The 21,480-nt window shown below is 62.4% G+C and carries 18 protein-coding genes, 1 tRNA gene and 1 pseudogene; 3 read left to right on the top strand and 17 right to left on the bottom strand.

Annotated elements, in window-relative coordinates; all coding sequences use genetic code 11:
• Positions 1 to 69: 69 nt before the first annotated feature.
• Positions 70 to 267: a hypothetical protein gene (locus AB4Z27_RS26030; protein WP_441645611.1), complete on the bottom strand. Its 198-nt coding sequence runs from the start codon at positions 265 to 267 to the stop codon at positions 70 to 72.
• Between the two features lie 290 nt (positions 268 to 557).
• Here AB4Z27_RS26030 and AB4Z27_RS26025 point away from each other — a divergent pair.
• The 3 genes and pseudogenes from AB4Z27_RS26025 to AB4Z27_RS26015 all read left to right on the top strand — a co-directional run.
• Positions 558 to 686 (top strand): annotated as a pseudogene (locus tag AB4Z27_RS26025) (IS30 family transposase); the annotation flags it as partial.
• 114 nt (positions 687 to 800) lie between these two features.
• Positions 801 to 1,397: a recombinase family protein gene (locus AB4Z27_RS26020; protein WP_441645610.1), complete on the top strand. Its 597-nt coding sequence runs from the start codon at positions 801 to 803 to the stop codon at positions 1,395 to 1,397.
• Between the two features lie 443 nt (positions 1,398 to 1,840).
• Complete coding sequence (locus tag AB4Z27_RS26015; RefSeq protein WP_441645622.1) at positions 1,841 to 2,173, top strand: type II toxin-antitoxin system HicB family antitoxin; 333 nt, start codon at positions 1,841 to 1,843, stop codon at positions 2,171 to 2,173.
• Between the two features lie 57 nt (positions 2,174 to 2,230).
• Here AB4Z27_RS26015 and AB4Z27_RS26010 read toward each other — a convergent pair whose 3' ends face one another.
• The 16 genes from AB4Z27_RS26010 to AB4Z27_RS25935 form a co-directional block, all read right to left on the bottom strand.
• The gene (locus tag AB4Z27_RS26010) at positions 2,231 to 2,758 is read right to left on the bottom strand and encodes a hypothetical protein (RefSeq protein ID WP_441645609.1); all 528 of its coding nucleotides are present in this window, start codon (positions 2,756 to 2,758) and stop codon (positions 2,231 to 2,233) included.
• A 226-nt stretch (positions 2,759 to 2,984) separates the two neighbouring features.
• Complete coding sequence (locus tag AB4Z27_RS26005; protein WP_441645608.1) at positions 2,985 to 4,769, bottom strand: hypothetical protein; 1,785 nt, start codon at positions 4,767 to 4,769, stop codon at positions 2,985 to 2,987.
• Complete coding sequence (locus AB4Z27_RS26000; RefSeq protein WP_441645607.1) at positions 4,766 to 7,993, bottom strand: glycoside hydrolase family 73 protein; 3,228 nt, start codon at positions 7,991 to 7,993, stop codon at positions 4,766 to 4,768. Before AB4Z27_RS26000 ends, AB4Z27_RS26005 begins: the two co-directional genes overlap by 4 nt.
• Positions 7,994 to 8,081: 88 nt before the next feature.
• Complete coding sequence (locus AB4Z27_RS25995) at positions 8,082 to 8,693, bottom strand: hypothetical protein (RefSeq protein WP_441645606.1); 612 nt, start codon at positions 8,691 to 8,693, stop codon at positions 8,082 to 8,084.
• Positions 8,694 to 9,587: 894 nt separating this feature from the next.
• Positions 9,588 to 11,012: an McrC family protein gene (locus AB4Z27_RS25990; protein ID WP_441645605.1), complete on the bottom strand. Its 1,425-nt coding sequence runs from the start codon at positions 11,010 to 11,012 to the stop codon at positions 9,588 to 9,590.
• A gap of 19 nt (positions 11,013 to 11,031) precedes the next feature.
• Positions 11,032 to 13,167, bottom strand: coding sequence for an McrB family protein (locus AB4Z27_RS25985; protein ID WP_441645604.1), 2,136 nt, complete (start codon positions 13,165 to 13,167; stop codon positions 11,032 to 11,034).
• 636 nt (positions 13,168 to 13,803) lie between these two features.
• Positions 13,804 to 14,337 carry a hypothetical protein gene (locus AB4Z27_RS25980; protein ID WP_441645603.1) on the bottom strand — a complete coding sequence of 178 codons (534 nt, stop codon included), beginning with the start codon at positions 14,335 to 14,337 and terminating at the stop codon, positions 13,804 to 13,806.
• The gene (locus AB4Z27_RS25975) at positions 14,334 to 14,615 is read right to left on the bottom strand and encodes a hypothetical protein (RefSeq protein WP_441645602.1); all 282 of its coding nucleotides are present in this window, start codon (positions 14,613 to 14,615) and stop codon (positions 14,334 to 14,336) included. The genes AB4Z27_RS25980 and AB4Z27_RS25975 overlap by 4 nt, the downstream gene beginning before the upstream one ends.
• 730 nt (positions 14,616 to 15,345) lie before the next feature.
• A complete protein-coding gene (locus AB4Z27_RS25970; RefSeq protein WP_441645601.1) occupies positions 15,346 to 15,789 on the bottom strand; it encodes a hypothetical protein in 444 nt (147 codons plus the stop codon).
• Entirely contained in the window at positions 15,786 to 16,790 is a 1,005-nt protein-coding gene (locus AB4Z27_RS25965; RefSeq protein WP_441645600.1) for a YdaU family protein, read from the bottom strand. Before AB4Z27_RS25965 ends, AB4Z27_RS25970 begins: the two co-directional genes overlap by 4 nt.
• A 727-nt stretch (positions 16,791 to 17,517) precedes the next feature.
• On the bottom strand, positions 17,518 to 18,249 hold the full coding sequence (locus AB4Z27_RS25960; protein WP_441645599.1) for a phage antirepressor KilAC domain-containing protein: 732 nt from the start codon (positions 18,247 to 18,249) through the stop codon (positions 17,518 to 17,520).
• Complete coding sequence (locus tag AB4Z27_RS25955) at positions 18,246 to 18,461, bottom strand: helix-turn-helix transcriptional regulator (RefSeq protein WP_441645598.1); 216 nt, start codon at positions 18,459 to 18,461, stop codon at positions 18,246 to 18,248. Before AB4Z27_RS25955 ends, AB4Z27_RS25960 begins: the two co-directional genes overlap by 4 nt.
• A 192-nt stretch (positions 18,462 to 18,653) precedes the next feature.
• Positions 18,654 to 19,448 carry a hypothetical protein gene (locus tag AB4Z27_RS25950; protein ID WP_441645597.1) on the bottom strand — a complete coding sequence of 265 codons (795 nt, stop codon included), beginning with the start codon at positions 19,446 to 19,448 and terminating at the stop codon, positions 18,654 to 18,656.
• A 112-nt stretch (positions 19,449 to 19,560) separates the two neighbouring features.
• Positions 19,561 to 20,775, bottom strand: coding sequence for a tyrosine-type recombinase/integrase (locus AB4Z27_RS25945; RefSeq protein ID WP_441645596.1), 1,215 nt, complete (start codon positions 20,773 to 20,775; stop codon positions 19,561 to 19,563).
• A gap of 166 nt (positions 20,776 to 20,941) precedes the next feature.
• Positions 20,942 to 21,017 (bottom strand) — tRNA-Ala (locus tag AB4Z27_RS25940).
• Between the two features lie 91 nt (positions 21,018 to 21,108).
• Positions 21,109 to 21,480, bottom strand: a 372-nt coding sequence (locus tag AB4Z27_RS25935; RefSeq protein ID WP_441645595.1) for a 5'-nucleotidase C-terminal domain-containing protein, incomplete at its 5' end; no start/stop codon positions are given.

Here is a 21,480-nt window from a genome sequence, read left to right as displayed (position 1 = left end):
GCCGATGCGCCATGAGCGGTTGTATTTGAAGTTCGAAGAATAGGAGTAAAAGCAAAATTCTCTTAACTTTCACGCCTCGAAGCCAGACGAGAGGCTGAATTGTTTCACGTCGGTATCCGATTCGGGCGCCGCAACGGCGGCCATGCGGCTATCGGTCCACAACTTGACCGAAAGTTGAGGGATATTACCATTCGGCTGAATACGCAGATCAGCTACGACGCGCTCCAGCGTGCCGCGCGAAACATTGTTTCTGGTCTTACCTGACAAGGACGGAGCCCGCAGCAATACGGGATCTATCCGCTCATCACTGCGTTAGGGGTTTTTCACGTGGATGACTACACCAACGTCCGCTTCCGCACTGCTCAGCGGCCAGTCAATTTGACATGGCGAAGGACAACGGGTTGCGGAATGATCTTACCCACGTTCGCTAGCCGTCCCTTCACGGCTGCAGAAACGGTCGCTGATGAGGGCTGCTATAGGGCCTGCAGTTGAGGTCAAGCAGGCGACCGTGAAATCCGGGTGGATTCATCCCAGTCGGTACGAGAGTCAAAATCAAAAATCTCTCGGTCTACTCGCAAGCCAAGCTCAACGCCATAGCTCGAAGACTCAACGAACGCCCACGCAAAACACTGGACTTCGATACACCGGCTAAACGATTCCAACAAGCTGTTGCATCGACCGGTTGAATCCGCAACCGACTACGTACTGGCGCCGCTGATATGTACGTAAATTAGTCTTTACTTATTTCGTACTGGTCACATAATGCGTACGCCGTCAACGTACACATCAGGAACGCAGCCATGTCCCGAACCTTCGCCTACGCCCGGGTTTCCACCGCGGACCAGACGACCGACAATCAAGTACTCGAGATCCAGACGGCCGGATTCGCGGTCGAGCCGCACCGCATCGTCGTCGAGAACATCTCCGGATCGGTCGCCGCCAGCGAGCGCCCCGGGTTCGCCAAGCTACTGCACAAGCTGGAGGCGGGTGACGTGCTGATCGTCACGAAGCTGGACCGGCTCGGGCGGAATGCGATGGACGTGCGCACCACGGTCGAGCGTCTGGCCTCGATGGGCGTGAGGATCCACTGCCTTGCGCTCGGCGGCGTCGACCTGACCAGCGCGGCCGGCAAGATGACCATGGGAGTGCTCGGCGCCGTGGCCGAATTCGAACGCGACCTGTTGATCGAGCGCACGCAGGCCGGGCTCGCTCGCGCCAAGTCGGAGGGCAAAGCTCTGGGCCGGCCGGCGGCGCTCACTGAAGTGGAGCGGGCCGAAGCACTGGCGAAGCTCGCCGCCGGCGCCTCGATCGCCCAGCTTGCCCGCGACTATGGCACGACCAGGCAGAGCATCATGCGCGCTCGGGATCGTCATACTCGGCGCATAAACCCAGCCTGAGCGGCCTGCTAGACAACCGGCATAAACACATCCCTATCGAATCCAAGCAAAGACAGCGGGACTCTGACGGCCTGCTCCCCGAGCTGCTCTGCCGCAGCGGCGACGCCGGCCGAGGCGTTCGGTGACATTGCCTGCAGGCCGCCATTACGTTTGGTGGGCGATAACCGCCAGCGCCTGCGAGTTTGTAGCCACGGGGTTACGGAGGTGCCCATCAGCGACTATGCCCACGAGGTGAAACACGCGCCAGATGGGTGAGCTCAAGGCGTCTGCTGAAGCGCAAGGCGGCCCTTGCATTAAATAGCATCACTATTGATACTATTATCTTTGAGGGGGCGGCTTTAGAGATAACCGACGAAGCGGTGTGGCGAGGCCTTACGAAAGACTACTTGGTCAAAAAAGCTATCGAGAAGCGCTCTCAGATAAGCATTCATAGGAGCAATGCCGTGCCATCCGATCACTACACCTACCGCGTCACTTGGTCCGGAGAGGACGAAGAATACTTGGGCCTGTGTGCCGAGTTCCCTTCGCTTTCTTGGTTGGCAGAATCCCAAGTCGACGCCTTGGACGGCGTACGTCAGCTCGTTGCAGACGCTGTGCGGGATATAAGCACTTCAGGGGAAAAACTTCCCATGGCGCTCGCAGATCAAAAGTACAGCGATAAGTTTCAGGTACGCATTCCTCCCGAGCAGCATCGCGCGCTCGCAATCGAGGCAGCAGAGCAAGGCGTAAGCCTGAATCGCCTCATTAGCGCGCGCCTCGCAGTTGCGACGAGGTAGAGCATCACGCGCACTGGGGACCGCCATGCGTGTCGGGTGAACTCAAACTGAAGAGGTTTAGGGCACGAAAACTTCCGTCTCGAGGCCCAGCAGCGCGCGCGTGGTCTCGTCGGCCAGCTCACCTAGCTTCTCGGCTACGGTGGCACCGCCGGCAGCATCAGGCGCTATTGATTGAAGCACGGCATACGCGCGGTGCGCCACGATCGCGAGCGCCTGCGTAGTCGCAGCCACCGGATCACGCAGGTGTTCGTCGGCGACCATGCCCTCAAGCTGGCCAGCCAAGAAGCGGCCGAGGCCGCCGGCGCCGTTCCACTCGCCCATCGACTCGAAGGCCGGATCCTGGCCGTTGAGCACGCCCGCCAGGTGCGTGCAGGCATCGGCATCTGCCTGGGAGGCTTCCCATGGCGCGGAGCGGCCCGAGCAGACGGCCACGTAGCGGCCGGCCAGGTCGCCCAGGAAGGTGCGCACCAGGTGCCCAACCACTGCCTGATCTCCCAGATAGGCACCCTCGCCGGAGGCCTTCTGCAGAGCAATATGCCAGCCGGACGAGCCGGCCTTGCTGGTGATGTCGGATTTCTCAGCCATGCATTGGCCTTGGGATCTTGCCGCTATTAGCTTCCTCAGCCGGTCACTTCGCTGCACGAGATGGCGGCTAGTTCGGGAAAGGGAGGATGTTAGACTCTAACATCCTCTTTAGAGGTGTAGCCGGCGAGGACTACCCCAACTAAGACTACGATCTGGCTCAATCCCAGGCTGGAAGGCTGCCATACTTGGCAGTACGCCTACTGCCATCAACACCTCCCGCGAGCTATCACACAGCCCCCTTGCCATTCAACTCGGCCAGGTACGGTGCGACAGCCGCCTGCGCCCGATCGATGAAGCCAGTACCGCGCTCGAACATGACGGTCGTCTTGAAAGAGTTGAAAGGCAGATATTCGTGTGCGACGTGCGTGACGTAGTAGAGTGTCCGTGCGCTGCCCTGGCGCACAGCCAGGCTGACGCCAGCCTTGATCCGCTCATTGCCGCGCACGCGCATGGAACCAGACTCGAAAACCACGTTGTCCCGGTTCTGCGCCGCGAGGATACGACGACGCTCGACAAGCCAGCCGAGCAGCTTGTCGTTCTCGGTGAGGGTATCGGCCGCCGGCCTTGCGCCCCGGTTCAACAGCGTGTCCGGGCCCATGCTCGAGGACACCTCCATCTTCCGGAATCCATAGCGTGCGGCCGCGCAGTTCACGTAGTCGAACGGCGCATAGTCGGTCACCGGGCTGGCGGCCGCAAGCTGCCGCATGCCTTCGTTCATGATGAGCTGCCAGCCGGTATTGGTGACCCAGTAGTAGTTCGCCACCCCCGAATCCGACCGTGCCTCGGTGATCGACTCCACGTCGGCAACGTCGATTTCAACTACCTGCGTAGGCAGAGCGTCGGGAACCGCCGTAGCGTTGGCTTTGTACTGCTTATTCAAGGCAAGCCAGTTGTCGAGTAGTGGTTTAGCCACGGCCGCTTCGTGCTTGTAATCGTCCAGGCGGGCCTGGGAGATCGCACGGTACTGGGCGGCCATGTCAGCGTCTCCGCCGGCCTCTGCGGCTTCAGCGCTGGCCAGAGCCGACTTGGCGGCGGATAGGCTAAGGTCGGCCTTAGCGTTGGCCTCTTCGTACGAGGCCTGAGCGGCATCTACCTTTACCTTTAGCGCCGCTTGGTCGTCCTTCTTGCTCTGCGTGAGAGGCGCCTGAATGGGCCTCCGGTTCGCGTCTAGGAAGGGGTTGGGCCGCACCACGAGCGCAACGCCCACCTCGCTTTCTTCGAGGTACAGCTCATTGAACGCGCCAACGTCCAGGAAAGTGGTGAGGAACTCGTACACCGAGCCATCCACGAAGGCCGCAATCGCGTGCGGGTCCACGGCGCCAGGGGTCGACACGTCGGCCGTGAGCTTGCTGACCACGCTGGCCTCGGCCCCCTGCCCATCCGCATTGAGCGTGAGCTTGCCAATGTAGGGGTTGATGATCTTGTCGAGCACCAACTGTACGAACTCCGCCGCGGTCATAATTTTTGCGTCGGCCGAACTGGCGTATTTCTGGAAGAACTTCAGCTCGGCGACGATGTTGTCGCCGATAACCGAGTTGTTCAGGTAATAGATGCGCAGGATCTGGAGGATTTTCCCGAAGTCATGCCCAGACACCTGGATCATACGTGACGGGTGCCCATCGTCCATCGAGCGCGAGCGCGACACAGACGAAACGAAGCCGCGCATCACAACCGGCAACTGGTACCGGCTGCCACCAGAGGCACCGGCATAGGCAGGATCCGCCGGGTTGTGCGCAAGGCGAAATTCCACCATATCCATGGGCTCAATGAGCGCATAGAGCGATTCGTTGGCGCCAAGCACCATTCGGTCGACCAGCGAAAACGACCATGCACCTACGGGCTCCCGGACCGACTTCCCCAATTGGACCAGCGTGCCGTCCGCCAAGTACGGCGTAAGGTCCAACGAAGACAAGGTCCGGTACCGTTTCGCTGTAGCGACGCCCTGGGAGAGTTCCTCACGGCGACTCGACTTGATCAACCGGATTTCGATTTTTGGTTCGAAGACTTTCATTGGAATACACCCACCGGCCGCGGCGCGGCCATTTGCGAAAAATTCAAAGGCTTGGCCAGTGTCTTGCCACTCTTCGGGTCCCTCAGATGGAACGTACCCTGGAACATCACGTTCTGAGCTGAGCCAGCTGTCGGCACTTTAGGCCCCCGCGAATTAGGTGGCAGCTGCATCATGCCGAACATTTCCATTGACTCGCGCCAACCTGCGGGACGTGCCATTTCCCAGCGGGCACCCTCGGCCACGAATGCACCGCGCGGCACTGCCAACCTTGCATCCTGGGCAGTTGCCTTGGCGCCAGCCTCGGCCTGGATCTTTTTCCCAACCGCCTCAACGTCTGAGATGACCGATCGCACTTTGGGTCCGTACGCCGGATCGGTGGCATAGCCGGAGCGGCCCATGGCGCTCGCATATTGCTCGGCCGACCGCGCCTCCCGGACAGGCAGATAGCGGCCACTGGTGCGAAGTAGCTTGCCGTAGTCCTTGATCCCATCCTCGAGGCTGTCGTAGACCTTAAACTCCTGGTCCATCCGCTTCATCTTTCCGGTGACCCGGTCATACTCCTCGACATTGAACGTGGCACGCTTACCTTTCCAGTCTCGGTCCGCCTTGATGTTGCCCGGGTTGTTCGTACCGGGAAGCACGGACTTGCCCCAGCCTGTCTCAAGCGCGAGCTGGCCCTGCAGCCATTCTGGCTGGGTCCGATAGCCCTCGGCATTAATCTCAGCAGCAACAGCTTCCGCACCCTTTCGCGTTTGCCGATAGAACTGCTCCTTGCTCACGGAGATGGGCCTCGTCACGTCAGGACTGGCGGAATTGCCGCCGGCGGCGACGGCACGGGGCACCTTACCGATCTCATCGTTGTACGCCTTCGCCACCTGGTCCCGGTAGTCCTGCGTGTATTTCTCCGGGTTCTGGCTGACCTCGTTTAGCTCCGCCTTCAGGCGATTAACGCGGTCCTCTCCCTTCGATGAAGGAATGCCGCCCAAGGCGGTATCGAGTGCTGCCCTGGCATCCTCCGAATTGCCGAACTTGTCGACATACCCGACCTTCTTCGCCAGCCATGCAATGCCGTCCCGGATCGATGCGGTGAGCGGGATCAGCTTCGTGGCCAGGTCCGCCGTTGCGTTGTCGATATTCGCCAGGCTCTCGCGCGACTGGTCGCCGGCGTTTTTCTCCATGTCCCGCGTGGCCGACAGCTTGATCAGCGCCTGCTTCAGGTTTCCGTCGTCAGCACCTGGCGTGGCCAAGGCGCTGTCGAGTTGCTGGCGCTCGTCCTTCTTGAGCGCGTCGGCGCCTGTCAGGCCCTGCAAGTACTTCGCCTGCTTCATCCGATCGGAGTGCGAGCCGTACTCGATCGACATCAGGGCGCGCGCAGAGGTATTACCCAGTGTGGAAGGGTCGATGCCATACCGGCTGAAGCCATCCAGCGCAGCGTCGATGCTGCCGTTGCGCGAATAGGCGCCGATCAGGGCGGCCGCTTCAGAGTCGGAGTAGCCGAAGTAGCCCTTCACGCTTTCCTTCATGGCCTGCGTGCCGACGGAGTTACCGGCCAGGCCAGCCAGGATGCGGTCAATGTTGGTGGTCTTGCCGTCCGAGGCAAAGCCGTCGTACTTCGACATCAGCGACTTGTCGCCGCGTGCCTTTGCCATCTGGTAGGCCGCAGAGTTCTTGCCGAAGGCCGACGCCGCGGTACCGAAAGCGCCCCCATCGTTCAGGAAGCCGATATCCGTTGCGTCCATCCCCGGCGTGGATTGCATCATCATGCCGAGGAAGAAATTCCGCGCGGCCGAGCCGCCGCCGCCGCGAATGGCGGCATCGGCCTTGCCCAGAATGCCGGCGGACGCGGACGGATCCAGACCCGGCAGCGTGCCCATCAGGCCGGCCAGGCCGCCAACGTAGCCTTGCACGTTGACCGGAGCGAACGAGCTGCGCGTGGCAACCTGGGTGAAGCTCTCGACCGCCATCAGGACGTCATCGGCCTTCGAGAACACCCCGGCCTTGCCGATCGCATCGGCGAGCAGCAGCGCCAGGCGACGGTTATCGGCTTCGCCGCTGGAAACCTTGTTGTGTCGCATCGCGGCGAACAGCCCGACGCCGGCGCTGGGGTCGAGGCCCAGGGATCGGGAGAAGCCTGCCGCGCCGGCCAGCTCACGGCGCAGGGCCCCCGCGCCGATGCCGTCGACGCCGGACTCGCCGATGTAGCGGCTGGCCAGTTTCGCGGATTCGGCATAGGCCATGCCCAGCCCGGTGGTGGCAGACCGTACCGCATTGCGCAGCTCCTCGAAGTCGCCGGCGGCCGCGCCCATCTGGCGGCCAAGATCGGAATAGCCGATGGACTCGTCCTCGGCCGAGCGCACCTTCTGATGCACGGCGCCAATGGCACGCGTCGCACCGTAGGCGGCCAGGCCAATCAGGCCGCCACGCAGGCCCGCGCCAAGAGCCGGGGAGATGGACGATGCCACGCTCGCCCCTTCGTTGGCCAAAGCACGTCCGTCGAGTCCGAGCGCCCGCCGCCAGAAGCCGCCGCCGGCGCCGCCTTGAGGCGTGACATTGCCGTCCCCGCCCTTGCCTCCCCCGCCGCTTCCCGGTGCAGGGCCGCTGCCATCATGCGGGAGCGCGCGGAAGCCGAGGCTGCTCATCAGCTGCCGGCGCTGCCGGCGGGCGTCGACCTCGGAGAGCGGCGACAAATCGCGCCAATTCTCCATGACGTTCGACAGGCTGCCGAAGTTGCGGAGCTTCTTGGAGCCCGCCCCGCCGAGAGAGAGCCGGCGCTGGAAATCGGCCTCGATCTCGCCGGCCCGCTGCAGGGAAACGTTGTGGCCTTCCCGGTTTAGCGCTTCCTGTAGCCGGCGCGCCTTCTCCATTTCGCGGATCAGGTTGCGCGTCTCGGTTACCGATTTGCCGAACGAGGCAGCGCCGGTACCGCCAATCTGCGAGACGACTTGCTGCAGCTCGGTCGCCTCTTTGACCGCGTCCTCGAAGCCGTCGGAGAGCTGCTGCAGCCCATCGGCACTGACCGACGACTGGCCGACAGCCTCGAGCGAATCGTGCAGCTTGTCGACAGCCTTCTGCAGACCATCAATGTCCTTCTTGGCCGAGGTGGCGTCGATCGAGGTCTTGCCGGTGATCGGCTTGGTGGCCTGCTGGACCTTGTTCCGCAGCTCGTCCAGCGCCTTGCTGATGCCGGAGACATCGGCTGAAATCCGGATGTTTGGACTCGCCATTGGTCATTTCCTCAAATTCATTGAAGCCCCTGGCGTCCAACGCGGCGCGTTGGCTCTCTTGGGGGCGCTGTTCAGATCCGCCGCGGCATCAGACTTCGCCACGCTGGACGATTACCTTCACTGGGCCTTCGTCGCCTGCATCCAGCCCCCAAGCCTTGCGCTCCCCGTCCTGGAGGGTTTTGACGGCCTCCGCAACTGTCTTCGCGGTACGAGCCTCGATCAGATCCTTAGACTTGATCGAGGCATAAGCTAGGCTGCGCACAGCGCCCCACTCCCGGCGATGACGTGTAAGGAGCTCGACACGCTCGTCGATAGCGGCCTCTTGGGAAATTTTTCGGGCTTGCTCCAGGGTCGCGTCGGCTGGAATTTCATGGTGCGACAACCTCGCGAGAACAGGACCAGAAGCGACAACCTGTGGCGCTTGTACCCGGCTCTCGCAGGAATCTTGCTCAATAGCCCTATCAGCTTTTTCGTGAGCACGAGCCGCGATGGTGGGCATGTCCAGCCGACGACGCCAGCCGAATTGCTGAGCGTGTTTGGCTACAGCCTGCTTTGAAAATCCAAGGTGAACGGCGACGTCCGAGAATGTCATCTGAGGCTCGGCCTCCCAGCGCGCCCGGGCCAATACCCAACGCTGGGCCTCCTTTCTTACTTGTGCCACCACCATAGCTCCTGATTGTCCTTGCTTAATGCCGAGCATGGCGTCACGACAACCGACAACCGCTTTTTGAGGTTGTCCCTCGTAAAAAGTCGTGACTCAACCCTTTCCCCACTAAAACACGGGGAGAGGGAGCGATTACGGTGCAGATTCAATACGAAGAAAGCCCCAAGTATCCAGGCGTGCGCCTTTTCCGATGCGAGCCTCTCCGGGCGATCCTGTCGCCGGCAGCCTGCGCAAGAAACGTCGCGAACAAATCGCAGATCCAGTGCACTAAGTGCCCGATCGGGAAGCTCCACGTGTCAGAATGCGCGCCGCAGCCCCGGGCAACGCGCGAATGGACGACGCTTCCGTATTCGGGTTCAGAACCGGCAAAGGCTTGCACGCGGTGTGGCACAAAAACCTATCGCCTTCTCAACAAGACGCTCTGTGTTAGTTGCTACAACCGCCAGCGCGAGCTTCGGATTGGCGCCAACGCTAAAGGCGGTATCCCCAGGAATGCCGCAGCGATGCTGCATAGGGCGGTCTGCCTGGTCGAACTAAAGGGCGATACGTTGCTGCTTGAATTGGAATACTGCAGCGGCCGGGACGAGGCGAAGCGAGTTATTGAGCGCCGTTGGCCGGGCGCACGCTTGGAGGACTACGAGATGCAGCCAGCCATAATTGGAGTCCCTGTGCAGGAAAGCCGAAGGCGGAAGAAGCTCTGAGAAGCGCATGAGCACTGTCGTGCCGCTCCTGTGCGCCCAGCAAACTGCTGAACACCGCATATTGCGCTGCCGACCAGCACATCGGCGCCGAGCTTGCGGGTCGCGCGGCACGTTTACCATCCACGCTGCCGGCGGACATGGGCATCGGTTGGGTCGAGTTGTAGGCTGTTTTTCGAAGGCGGGTGGCCCGACCGTTGGTCACTAGCCAGATCGCTCGCCGAGATGGAGGTCAAGCGTCGATGGGCACCAGCTCCACGTCGATGGTGGCCACCGCCCCGGCCGGGAGGGCGATCTCGAAGCTCGGCGGGCCCTGCGGCGGCAACCCGACGGCCGAGAGCGCGGGGTAGGCCAGGCGGGCGGCCAGGCAGCCATAGCGCGTGAGGTAAGCCACTAACTGGTGCGCGTCCTTCTCGTCTACGCCCCAGTCCTTCTTGGAGGGGTCCAAGGCCTTCCACTTCGCGTCGACAATGGCGGCGGGCGTCCCCTCCTCCCTGTCCACGCCGTCGGGCCACAGTAGCACGTCTGGCATCAGGCGGAAGGCAGTATTCACGCGGCCTGCAGCGCGTCCCTGGGGCGCACCCACCGAACTGTCGTCACCGGTCACCGCGGTGGGCCTGCGATGGGCGACGCTGGAGAGGTAGCGCGGTGAGCCTTTGAGGCTGACCTCGATTCCCTCCGGCGCGCGCCGGCGCTCATGGCGGGCGACCCAGCTCTCAAAAATGGGCTCCATGTTGAAGAGTAGCGTAGGCGCCTCGGAGGCACCGGCTGTCAGCGAAGGCGAGAGCAGTCCCAGGAGCTGCTCGGCCCAACGCAGGGCTTCCCTGTAACGGATCATCTCGCGGCCGCGCTTGAGCCCCGCCACGCGTTTGGCATCCACCCGGACGAAGGAGACGCCTCCGAAGAACGCCCGTGCCTCGCCCCACAACCGCTCGGTGGTGGCCTGGCGAACGTGGGGGCGGCAGCACGCCATAGCGGCCAATAGGGCCTGGTTATAGGGGTTGTCGTGCGTGAGCTCGTCGTGCAAACAGCGGACCAGGCCAGGGCGGGTCGTCGCGAGGCGCTCGGTCTCCACTAGGAGCATCCGGCCGCGCAGGACCGGCAGATCGCCTTCGGACTCGACGTAGCGGGTGAGCAGCCCGCCCTTGGCCACCTTGAGCGCCTCACGCAAGTAAGAGCGGATGAAGAGGTCCAGAAGGGTCGCGCGCGCGGCCGCTTGCGGCGCCATGTCTAGTTCGGCAATGGAGAGTCCGCTGGCCGCGGCGAGCATGTGCAGCAGTGCGCGCCTAGCCCTCCCCGCCCCCGCGGCGCGCTCGGCCGCGCCGGCCTCGGCGGCTCCGCCGTGGCCATCCCAGATCTTCGGCAAAACCTCTAGGACTACGCTCCCACCTGCCCAGTCGGCGGCCAAACGAACCAGACCGCAATGCTTGGAAAGCGCGAGGCCCTTGAGCGTCCGCGAGCAGAAATCGGGGCGGGTAGCGTTGACGCGCTCCAGCGCCTCGGCCTCGACTTGGGTCAGGACGAGGCGTCCCGCGTCGTCGCGGCCGTCTGGGGGGAGTCCATCAGAGCGCGCGCGCTGGCGCAGTGCCGCCACCTCGCCGTCAGGGGCTACTCGGATGGGTTCGCGCTCAAAGGCGAACAGGACAAAGGGCGGCATGGGTGCGTCCCTGCTGGGGTCAGGCACTTTCGCCAGCCGTCGGCGCGCCCCCGGGATCATTGGCCGCGGGGGGCTCCGCTCGCGCGCCAGCCAGTGCCTGGGCGGCAGCCGACACGACTTCCTCCGCAAGCTCGTCGATGTCTTCGGATTCCTCTGCACTTCCCTCCTCGTCCCAGGGGTCGATGGCAGGCAGTGCGGCGATTGCCGCCTCCGCGGCCTCGCCGCGCAGGTAGAGGCGGATGAAGTCGGCGGAAGTCCACGAGGCGAGGTTGTGCGAGGGCCGAATGGAGAGCCGCGATTCGAGCCCGTCGAGGTCCGCGGATTGGTCGAAGAGCTTGGCCGGCTCCAGAGGTCGCTCCTCGAAGAAGGCCGAGGGCTTTGAGGATCCCGTCAGCGCGAGCTTGGCCTTGCCGAGGTCCTCGAAGAAGTACTCTTGTAGGAGTGGGATCACCCGGCGGGAGAAGGCCCGCCGCAGGTCCCAGAGATTGCCCACCCCCATCAATAGCGCGTGGCCCAGCGCATGGTCGCCGTCGATCAGGAACTCGACGCGGTCGTTGATAGCGGCCAGCAGCGCCCGCAGGTCAACGCCGCCCACCTTCGCTGCTGGAAGATGCCGGGGGTCGGCGGGCGTTTCGGTGAACTCGAAGCGCCGGCGCAGCGCGCGATCGATGGGCTGGACCGAGCGGTCGGCCGTATTCATGCTCGCGATGATATCGAGGTTCGCCGGCACCGCCAGCTCATCGCCGCTGTATTGAAGGCGGACCGCTGTGCGGGCACCGGAGAAGTCGAGCTTGGGGTTGGGCGCGCAGCGCTTGCTTGGCTCGAGGATGGTGATGAGCTCGCCAAAGACCTTAGCCACGTTGGCACGGTTGATCTCGTCGATCAAGAGCGTGTGCCGCACCTCGGGATGCTCGTGAGCAGACTGGCAGATCCGGCGGAAAGGCCCGGGGACCGGCGTATCGCCAAGGCGTCCGCCCTGCCCCCTCGCCGGGCGATACCCCTCGACGAAATCCTCGTAGCAATACGACGGGTGGAAGGAGACGAACTCAACCGTCTCCCCGGCCGCGTGGCGCTTCTTGCGAATCGTTTCAAGCGCGCGCGTCTTGCCCGACCCCGGCGGGCCGAAGAAGATCCTGTTGCGCGGATTCCAAGCACCGCCCGGCGCGCCCGTGCCATCCTCGTCGTCGTCCTCATCGAGGCCGGCCACTACCGATTCGGTCGTAAGGGCTGGCATCGAGATCTCAATGCTCTGGGCCTTCACCTTCACCTTCGGCGGTTTCTTGAGTAATGGCGGGTCGATGTAGTAGTCGATGTCGTGGCCAACCTGGCGCTCGATCATCTTGCGCGCGTCGAGCAGCGCTGCGTCGCGGACGTAGCGCGGGGCCCGCTGCGACGGGACGATGCCCAGGCGCTCGTGGCGAGCCAGCAGGGCCTTCCCCTGTTCGGCGAAGATGCGCTCGAAGTAATCGGGGAAGAGGGCGTGCGAAAGGATATGGTAGAACTGCCGGCCCTTCGCTTCGCGCGCCTCGTCGAGCCACTTAGCGAACGCCCAGGGCTGGGCGCTGCCGGCCTTGGCCGCGCCGGAGTGATCACTCGCGCTATCGGCACCGGCAAGGGGTGGCGCGCTCAGCAGGTCCGCCCGCTTGGCCTCAGTCATCTCCGCAAGATCCTTGAAGACACGGATCGCGTAGGCAAGCTCCATCCACAGCAACAGGTTGTAAGCGGCACCGGTGTTGCCCACGCCCTCGAGCACCGTCGGCTGCAGGTAAGGCGAGTTATCGGGGATGCTTGGCAGTGGCGAGCTGGCCATCCCCCAGATCTCCCAGATCCGCTTGAGCTTGGATCCGACTTTGAGCTTGCTCGATGGCAGCGTTAGGATCCAGTAGATCTCCGCGCAGAGCGCTACGCTCTCTGCCGGGCACCTAGAAAGCTGCTTGCGGAGCTTTTCCCAGAAGTTTTTCTCGTCCTCCCCATCGTTCTCCGGGATCGGCTCCTCGACGTAATGGCGAATCAGCGGCTCGAAGTTCTCGGGAACCCAAAGAGTCTTGCCGGGCATGAACAGGGAGCGGCCCCCGATTAAGGCCTCGTTCTTGAACTGTTCGGCGATGCGGTAGGTCTCGGCGCTGCTCTGGTGCTTGGGGATGTGGCGGCTCATGCTGGGGTCGCGATGGTAATTGCCAGGGCCGCAAGTTGCCTCAGACGCGGCGAAACCGCCATCTTAGCGTGCCCGGCGCGCGCCAGGCGACCGTAATCTTGTTCCTCTCCCCGCCCTGCCCAGCGGCAGCCCAGTGGCGAGGAAGGCCAAGCCCGCCGCTAAGGCGGCCTCAGGCGCCGAGTCGGACGCGGAGAAGGCGAAGGAGATCCTCGGGCGATCATCTAAGGTCGCACGCCCCCGCCGGCGAACTACCCTGGCCACGCACATCAAGTCGATGTTTCGCCCAGCCGCGCGCCTGCTCGGGGCGAGTAGCCGGTGACAAGCGTGAACAGCCCGCCCCCCTTCGGCCGGCCAGCCTGGGCAGGCGCCGAATGAGGAAATTATCAAACATGAGCGCGGAGGAAGAACTGCCCAACAAGCACCGAGTGAGTCGTCTGCAAGACGGCCATGCAACCTCCCAAAATGTTTTTTCCGGCGATTCTGACGAAACGAGCAGCTAGCGCCCATTGGCACGGGGTATGGGCAAAGCTCTTGGGGATTGGATTGCCCTGCGAGCTCGCGGTAGGTGCTCACTGCAAGAGGACAAGGAGAGAAGCGGCGGCCGGCATGTGCCATGCTGACCGCCAGTGATACATATCAGCGCGCAGGGAGCATGGGAGGGACGCCAGCTGTGATAGCGTCGAACAGCGGCTTCGACGGGCTCCAGGTCCGCGAAAGCATTAAGAATCCCCCACCGCTTTGCTCAACTGCGAGTCGGTGACGCTCGCTTATGGCGGCACACAGTTTGGCCTCGAGCTGGATCACGACCTTGTCCAACCCTTGGATAACCAAAGCACGCTCGGCATGGGCAAGACTCGTCTCCGCCGCGCGCACGGCGTCTTCAGCAGCGCGGCGCGCCTGCTCCACGGCTGCAATCTCGGGCTGGATGCCGGCCGCCAATTGCTCCAAGTCATCGATGTCGGCTTTGGCAATGGCCAGGCGCGCGGCGCCGACGTTCTCCTGCAGATCGCCAGAACGCAGACCCAATAAGGCCGCGTCCCGGCGGGCGCACGCAGCTGCGATGTGCTGCTGGATATCAGCGCGGCGTGCCGTAATGATGCCCGCGGCCCGGATGGCCTCCGAAAGTTGGTCGCGTGCGTGCGCTACCCGAACAGCGTGCTGCTCAATCATTTTTGCGAATCCTGGAAGGAGAATGTTGTTAGAAATGCCTGCACTCGTCCGGCGGACGCGGCGGCGATGCAGGCAGCGTCGTGTTGAATCGATGCCTCAGCTGCCTCCCGGGCAGCGCGAGAGGACGCCCCCGCTACTTGTGCAGCGACAGCCTGTTGTTGCACCAGGTCGGCTCGTAGGCGATCCAGTTCAGATCGGTAGGGCGTTGTATCCTGACCGCCGACCAAAGCGGCGTGCAGGCGCTCTTCGGCAACCTTGATCTGCAGTTCAATGTTCACGGCTGGCCTCCAGCGACTTCAGCATGTGGTCAGCTTGATCGCATAGTTTTTCCAACGCACTCCGTGCCCTGGCCGCAATAACGCGGGGTCCAGCAGCAGTTTGATTTGCGCTTTGGCTAGCCGACGCAATTTGAAACGCAGGCCCATACGCCTTGCATAAGCTGAACTCGCCATAGGGCGCATTTTCGGCCGCTTCGGCGACAGCCCTCTTGCTCTTGTTTGACATCTCGTCTTTCACTGGTCGTTGGAGACGCAAGCAGGTTCCCGTCACGACCGCAGGTAGGGATGTCCCGCGACTTCATGGTCAAAGCCCCAGCAGGTCCAAGTTGGCATGCGCCACGATCAGGTCCTTGGCAGGATCCGCGGCCATATCCACCGAACTTGGTGCAGATATGCAGAGCGGCGAGCTTTAGCTTCGCCCCATTGGAGAAACCTTGCGCGCGGGCGCCCCTCAGGATGCAATTGACTCACCCAAAGGCGAGGAAATTTGAAGGCGGCCCGCCAATCCAGTCCCAGCAAGGATCGCGACCACCGCAAAGGTGAGGACATTTGAGGGTGATCTAAAGACCACTAGAGCGACGGCAGGTTGAGACCTTGACCAAGTGCCGCTGGGTGACATCCGGCCGAGGGGAGAAAAGTGTCAGACTCTGACAGTATCGAGATAGTTGCTGGCGTCGAGTCCCGCGGCGTGCCCGTGCAAGGGGCGCAGCACATGCTGTACCGCCCCACTCTATTCCCCCGGCCGACTCGGCAGAAGATTGGCAACGAACTCACGAGATGCCTGCGAAGTGCGCAGACTCAGCGCGACTTCATGGAAGAAAGCCAGACTCGCCGCAAGGGTGTGATACGGCTCCCGAATAGCGCGATCCAGGAGCGCCGCTTGCAGATTGTCGCCCAGACGAGTCGCGACTTCGGCCATCAGTGCCGCCAGTTCCGCTCGAAGCTGGCGCTCGGTCTCCCAGGCAATCGCAATGCCGCTGGGCGGAACCAAGTCCTCGGAGAATGCTTGATTGGCAAGCCACAGTGCCGCGGCAATTTCGGGCTCGCAGTTTGCGCTGGCGGCCAGAATCTCGCGAACTGTGGGGACTGGTCCTGAGACGCCCAGCTGATCGCCATCGAGCCAAAGGCTTGCGCCGGCCTCTCGTGCTCGGCGGAGTACGGCGGACGCGCTCATGCGGCCTCCTTCCCGAGTGCCGCCTCGTGGAAAAACCGATATACCCGCTCGTGCTCGTTGGGATTCATGCGCTCGGCCCTGCTGACCTCGCGATCGATAAGGTGTCGGTCGCCCGCGGCTTTGATGACAAGCAGCCGGTACCAGAACCACTGCTCGTCGGCGCGCTGCGAAGGTAAGCCCAATTCTGCGGCCTTGGCGCGCACACCCTCGGTCGTCCCATCCCAGCCCGGCGCGGTGGCGGTGCCCTGCTGGCGCTCAACCTTGGCCTCGTCAATAAACGACTCGAGGAATGCTGGGTTCACCGGAGAAGAGTCCCCGTCGGCCGTCCGGCGCACGCACGCGAGGGCATGAGCCCGGAGCAACACCGGCAAGCCGACTTTGCGGTCCGCAAGCCGATGCAATGCCTCGTACGCGCGTGGATTCAGTCGCAGTACCTTGTCCCGCTGGACTTCCAATTGCACCAGGTGTTTTCCGATTTCATCGGCGGAAAGCGGCGGCGAGTTCGAGTTATCCACAGCGCCCACCACGCTCGAACTACCTACGCCGCCGCTATAGCTTTTGTTTTTCTGGCTATGGTTATGGCTATGGTTAACCAGCGCGGGTTTTTCTGTGGGTTCAGCTTGGGTTTCACCAGAAAAACCCAATGGGTTTTCCGGTGGGTTATCAGTGGGTTGCATTTTGCGAGGACGTCCGCCTTTTTTTCCGTTCTCTCGGTTCGCGCCCGCCTTCGGCTTTGCTTTCTCGATCTCGACTTCGATCCGCTTGTGCCGGTACCCGGTAGCACACTCCTGGAAGAACTGCGACAGGATACTGTCGACGGCCTTCTGCTCGGCCTTTTCGGTTGCTCGCGCGATGCGATAGACCGACTTGCGATCGATCGGCAGCGGCTTCTCAGTCGAGTAGTAGAAGTCCATCAGACGGTTGTAAGCTCCGTCTTCCACCATCGACAGGTGAACCGTGTCCCGGGCATAGTCGCCGGTATAACGCTTGTAGAAGTTCATGCTGCCCCTGCAATTACCGGGAGCGAACCATCCGCTTCTGCATGGACTTCCATCCCAACTTTCCGCCAAACGCGTGCGTCAGCCTCGGCCAAATCTCCAGCCCCGAAGGCACAACGCGTGGCAACCAGAATTCGGTGGAGGCCAGGAGCATCGATCGCGTCCGCACGGGCAAGCGTCTCGGCCAAGGTCAGATTCACAACCCGGCCAACCTTGTCTAGGAAGCTGATCCTTGCATCCTGACTGGCATCAAGGCCGATGCCATCGCCGATCCAACGGAGTTGTGGATGGTCCGCGCGTTTCCCAGCAAAGTGGGCACACCTCGGGCTGAAAAGGAAAGCGGATTGCGTTTGCTCAGGGCGAGCGAGGATGTTAGGCATTGCGGCCTCCATGTTGCGGTGTAATACCCGCCACCCTCGCCGCCAAGCGGGGGTGGTGGACCGAAGCAGGGTTGGCGGACCGGAACATGGAACCGGCAGGGCCGAAGCCCTCCCCACCCGGCCCACCGTTGGAGAGCCGAAGCGTGTTAACACAAAAAAGCCGCGGGCATGAATGCTGGCGCGGCTGATTTGCGCCATGTTGGACGGGCCGCCAAGCCCGCGCGCCGTTGGTTCGGCGACGTCCGGAGTATAGCTCCGAGCCGCCGGATTGCAAGTGCGTTCCAGGTGGCTTGCGAGGGCTTCGATCGAAACAGCCGGCAATTGCGCTAGGCCGGATATGACGTTGCGGATCATGCGGCCTCTGCGCTCATCGGGGCCAGGAGTGTGGCGAGACTCGTCAAGCCCTTCGGTGTGATGAGAACCTGCGCGAACGCCTTCCCGTTATTGGACATACCAGTTTTGATTTCGAGCAGGCCGCGCTCAACCTTGGCCTGGTACGCGCGCCACGGGCCACCATCCGGATGCTTGAAGATCCAGCCGCGTTGATCCAACCACGTGAAAAGACCCATAGGTCGGATTTGCAGTACCTTGGCTGCATCGCTGATGCAGAGCGAGCCATCAGCGACAGCTATACGGTCCAGGGCCTCGATCTTCGGAGCCTGCTCGGCCACCGTGGCGGCAAGCTGCGAATTCTGGTCAGCCAGATCAGCAGCCAACCGCAGGGCCTCGGGCAGCGATTGCGGAATGGCGAACTGAGGCGCCGCGGCACGCTCCTCCAGCTCCTGCCAGCGATCGACCAGGCGCGCGGTGAACTCGGGCGAGAGCTGCGCGACGATCACGTAGCTGTCGCGCTTGCTGACGCGATATTCGGCGAGAGTTTTCGGGCCAGGGCCATCATTCGACACTTCCCCCATTGGGGGGAGTGTGATCACCCCGCGTGAGGCAAGGCGCTCGATGGACTGCTTTACCTTGTCGTGGCGAGAATTGACCAGCTCTGCGATCTCGCGCGACGACATAGTGACGGCCGCCCCATCCTGGCTCATGGGCATCAGCGATCCCGCAGGCTGGAGGACGGCGTTCATGCAGCCACCTCAGCGCGGTAGCCGACAGGGTTCGCCAGGAAGGCATCAATATCGCCGCGGCGCCAGCCGACGGCACGCGGGCCGAGCTGGACAGCAGCTGGGAACGTCTTGTTTTTGATGCGCTGGTAGATCGTGGAACGAGAAAGCCCCGTTTCAGATTCCACTTGCCGCCTACGGATGATCGTCTGAGCGGACTGAACTTGTTCGGCCATGCTTCTTTCACCTTTAGTGAAGTTCCCCGGAACGCACCGGAGCATATGCCTTACAGTTTCCCGGCCTGAATGGCTTGAACCAATACAGATAGAAGAAAGCGGCGCAAGCTCGAAAGCTGCGCCGCTACTGGGTTTCCTGAAAATCCACGCGGATTAGGGCTGGCCTGAATGGATTTAATCCATTCAGGCCAGTCAGGCCACGCCTGTTCCAGGGTTAAACTTCCATCCAGACAGCGCTTCATTGCGGACATTGCTCTCGCTTCTCTGTCCGCGTTTACCCCAATATTTGGGCGGATCTATCAACCCAAGCCGATAAGCTACAGACTTGGAGACATTCCGCGCGGTGATCTCTCTCTCTCCACGGCTCCATCGTTCTTCACCGACCTTCTGGGCAAGTTCACGCGCCACGGCTTTCCAGTCGTTATCGGCGGCCGTTGCAACCGATTCCTTTGCACTTTGCTCGCCTAGTGCGTTGGCTAGTGGCGTAGCCGCATGTGTGTCCTCGGCCGGGACAAGATCTTCGGTAGAGGCGATAGCCTCGCCGAGCGCTAGCGCTCTGAGTTCTGGATATTCCCCGCGCTTCATCGCCTCCACCAGGCGATGAAAACCTGTCGGGAGTTGATCTATCTCGTCTCTAGACAAACGTACTGCGCTGCTCGGAATCGGCGTACTCGTCTTGAATCTAATCCCTGCTTCGTTGACCAGCGCCAACGGGCGAGCTTCCCCGGCAATCTCCAACTCGTGAAGGAACTGGGCGACTTCACAAACCTGCAATAGCTGCGCATAGCCGTATGGCGTGGCTTTCTGTCGCTCATTTTCATAGGGCTGCATCAAAGGAATGTCGCCGGCAACATTTACCGAAATAGTGTCCAGGCCAATCTCAATCAGACGCGAAATGATGGCCCGTTCTGTCCAGGTTTCGCCTGTTCTGTCCTGTAAGTAACTAGCGGCATCGCTTAGGCTGTTCCATTTGCCGAGGTAGATCATCGCGCTCTCACGCACTCTCAAGAATTGGGAGCCGCGCCGGGCCGGTGAGAGATTCCGGTTTTTCGCCCCGTCGAGCTATGCGCGGTTTAGCGTGATGGATTGCTTGTTGCAGTCAGGCGGCAGGACCAGCAAATGCCAGGACCTTGGCCCCCAGCTTCAGCTCGTCTAGATAGTCAGCCCATCGCTGCATCATCTCCCGCCGCTCCTTCAGGAACTTGGTGCGGTTGTACGCGGTCCCCAAGGCGTCCGGCACTCTGTGCGCGAGCTGGTGCTCGATCACTTCCGGCTTGACGTGCAGCTCCTCATGCAGGATTGTCCGAGCCATTGCCCTGAAGCCGTGCCCGGTAATCTCTGTCTTTGTGTCGTACCCCATGCGCCGAAGGGCGGCATTTACCGCGGCTTCGCTCATGGCCTTCTGTGGGTCGCGCCCGGGAAAGACGTAGCGGCCGTGGCCCGTTAGCGCGGCCAGTTCGCGGAGGATGGCTACAGCCTGCGTGGCCAGTGGCACCGTGTGCTCAAATTTGGTCTTCGTCACGAAGTAGCGCCACTCGGCCTTTTCCAGGTCGAACCCGTCCCACTCAGCCTTCCGCAATTCACCGGGCCGGACGAACAGCAGTGGGGACAGCAGCAGCGCGCATCGGACGACGAATGTGCCCTTAAATGCGTCGATCGCCCGCAACAGCGCCCCCACTTTCACCGGATCGGTGATGGAAGCAAAGTTCTCGTGTTTCGCCGGCTGCAGTGCGCCACGCAGATCGCCGGATGGATCTCGTTCTGCTCGCCCGGTCGCCACGGCATAGCGAAACACCTGGCCGCAGTTTTGATGTGCCCGGTGAGCGGTATCCAGCGCCCCCCGCGCCTCAATCCGGCGGAGCACCGCCAGCAGCTCCGCTGCGGTTATCTCTGCGACGGGCCGTCCGCCCAGCCAGGGAAACACGTTCTTTTCAAGCCGCTGAATGACCTTGTCCGCATGGCTGGTCGCCCATCTTGGGGATTGCTTGGCAAACCACTCGCGGGCAATGACCTCAAAGCTATTGGACGCGCGCTCAATCCTCGCGGCCTTCTGCGCCTTGCGGCTCTCGCTCGGGTCCGCGTCATTAGCTAAGAGCTTGCGGGCCGCCTCCCGGCGCTCGCGTGCCTCCTTCAATCCGACGTCAGGGTAGACCCCGAAGCTAAGCCGCTTCTCCTTGCCTCCAAAGCGATACTTCATCCGCCACCACTTGCCCCCGCTGGGGGAGATTTCCAGGTAAAGGCCGCCGCCATCGAATAGCCTTTGGGTTTTGTCGGTCGGCTTGGCAGTGCGGATTGCGGTATCAGTCAGCGGCATCTTGGGGGCACCTCCTGTGCGGGTTCGTTGGGTTGCCCCCAATGTTGCCCCTAAATGCCCCCGGATTTCAATAGATCACATCGGCCTACACAGGAAGCAAAAAGGCCGGGAAGCCTTGTATCTATTGGGCTTCCCGGCCTTTACCGGACTACTTCGGAAGTGTTCTTGGTGGACCGAAGGAGGATCGAACTCCCGACCTCTGCATTGCGAACGCAGCGCTCTCCCAGCTGAGCTATCGGCCCGTGACGGACGATTCTAACCGAACTCCGCGCGGGGTATCAATTGCGTCCGCCCAACACTGCACATCGGCGAAAGGGCAGCAAATCCCGAAAATCAGCCCATCATTCCGGGGTTGCCGTCCATGCCGCGCACGGTGGGCAGGTTCAGCGGTCGGGCGCTGACTTCCTTGTTGGACCGCAGCCATTGCGCCATGACGTCCCACACCGGGGGGCCGCCGGTCTGGCGGGCTTCTTCGGCCACGGGGGCCCAGCCGGCCACCTTGTAGGTCTTGCCGGCGTCGAGCGGACGGCCGGCCAGGCGCATGTCGCTGATGCGCCGGCCCATGGGCTGGTTCGGGTCGATGGTGTACTGCAGCCCGCCCACGCGCACCATGTCGCCGCCCTGTTGGTAGTACGGGTCCGGATTGAACAAGTTGTCCGCCACGTCCTCGAGCACGGTCTTGATGGTCTCGCCGGTCATCGCCGT

The organism is Cupriavidus sp. KB_39 (assembly GCF_052114485.1).
GTDB lineage: Bacteria > Pseudomonadota > Gammaproteobacteria > Burkholderiales > Burkholderiaceae > Cupriavidus.
Note: the sequence above shows the minus strand (reverse complement) of the source record. Positions and strands in the feature narration are given on the sequence as shown.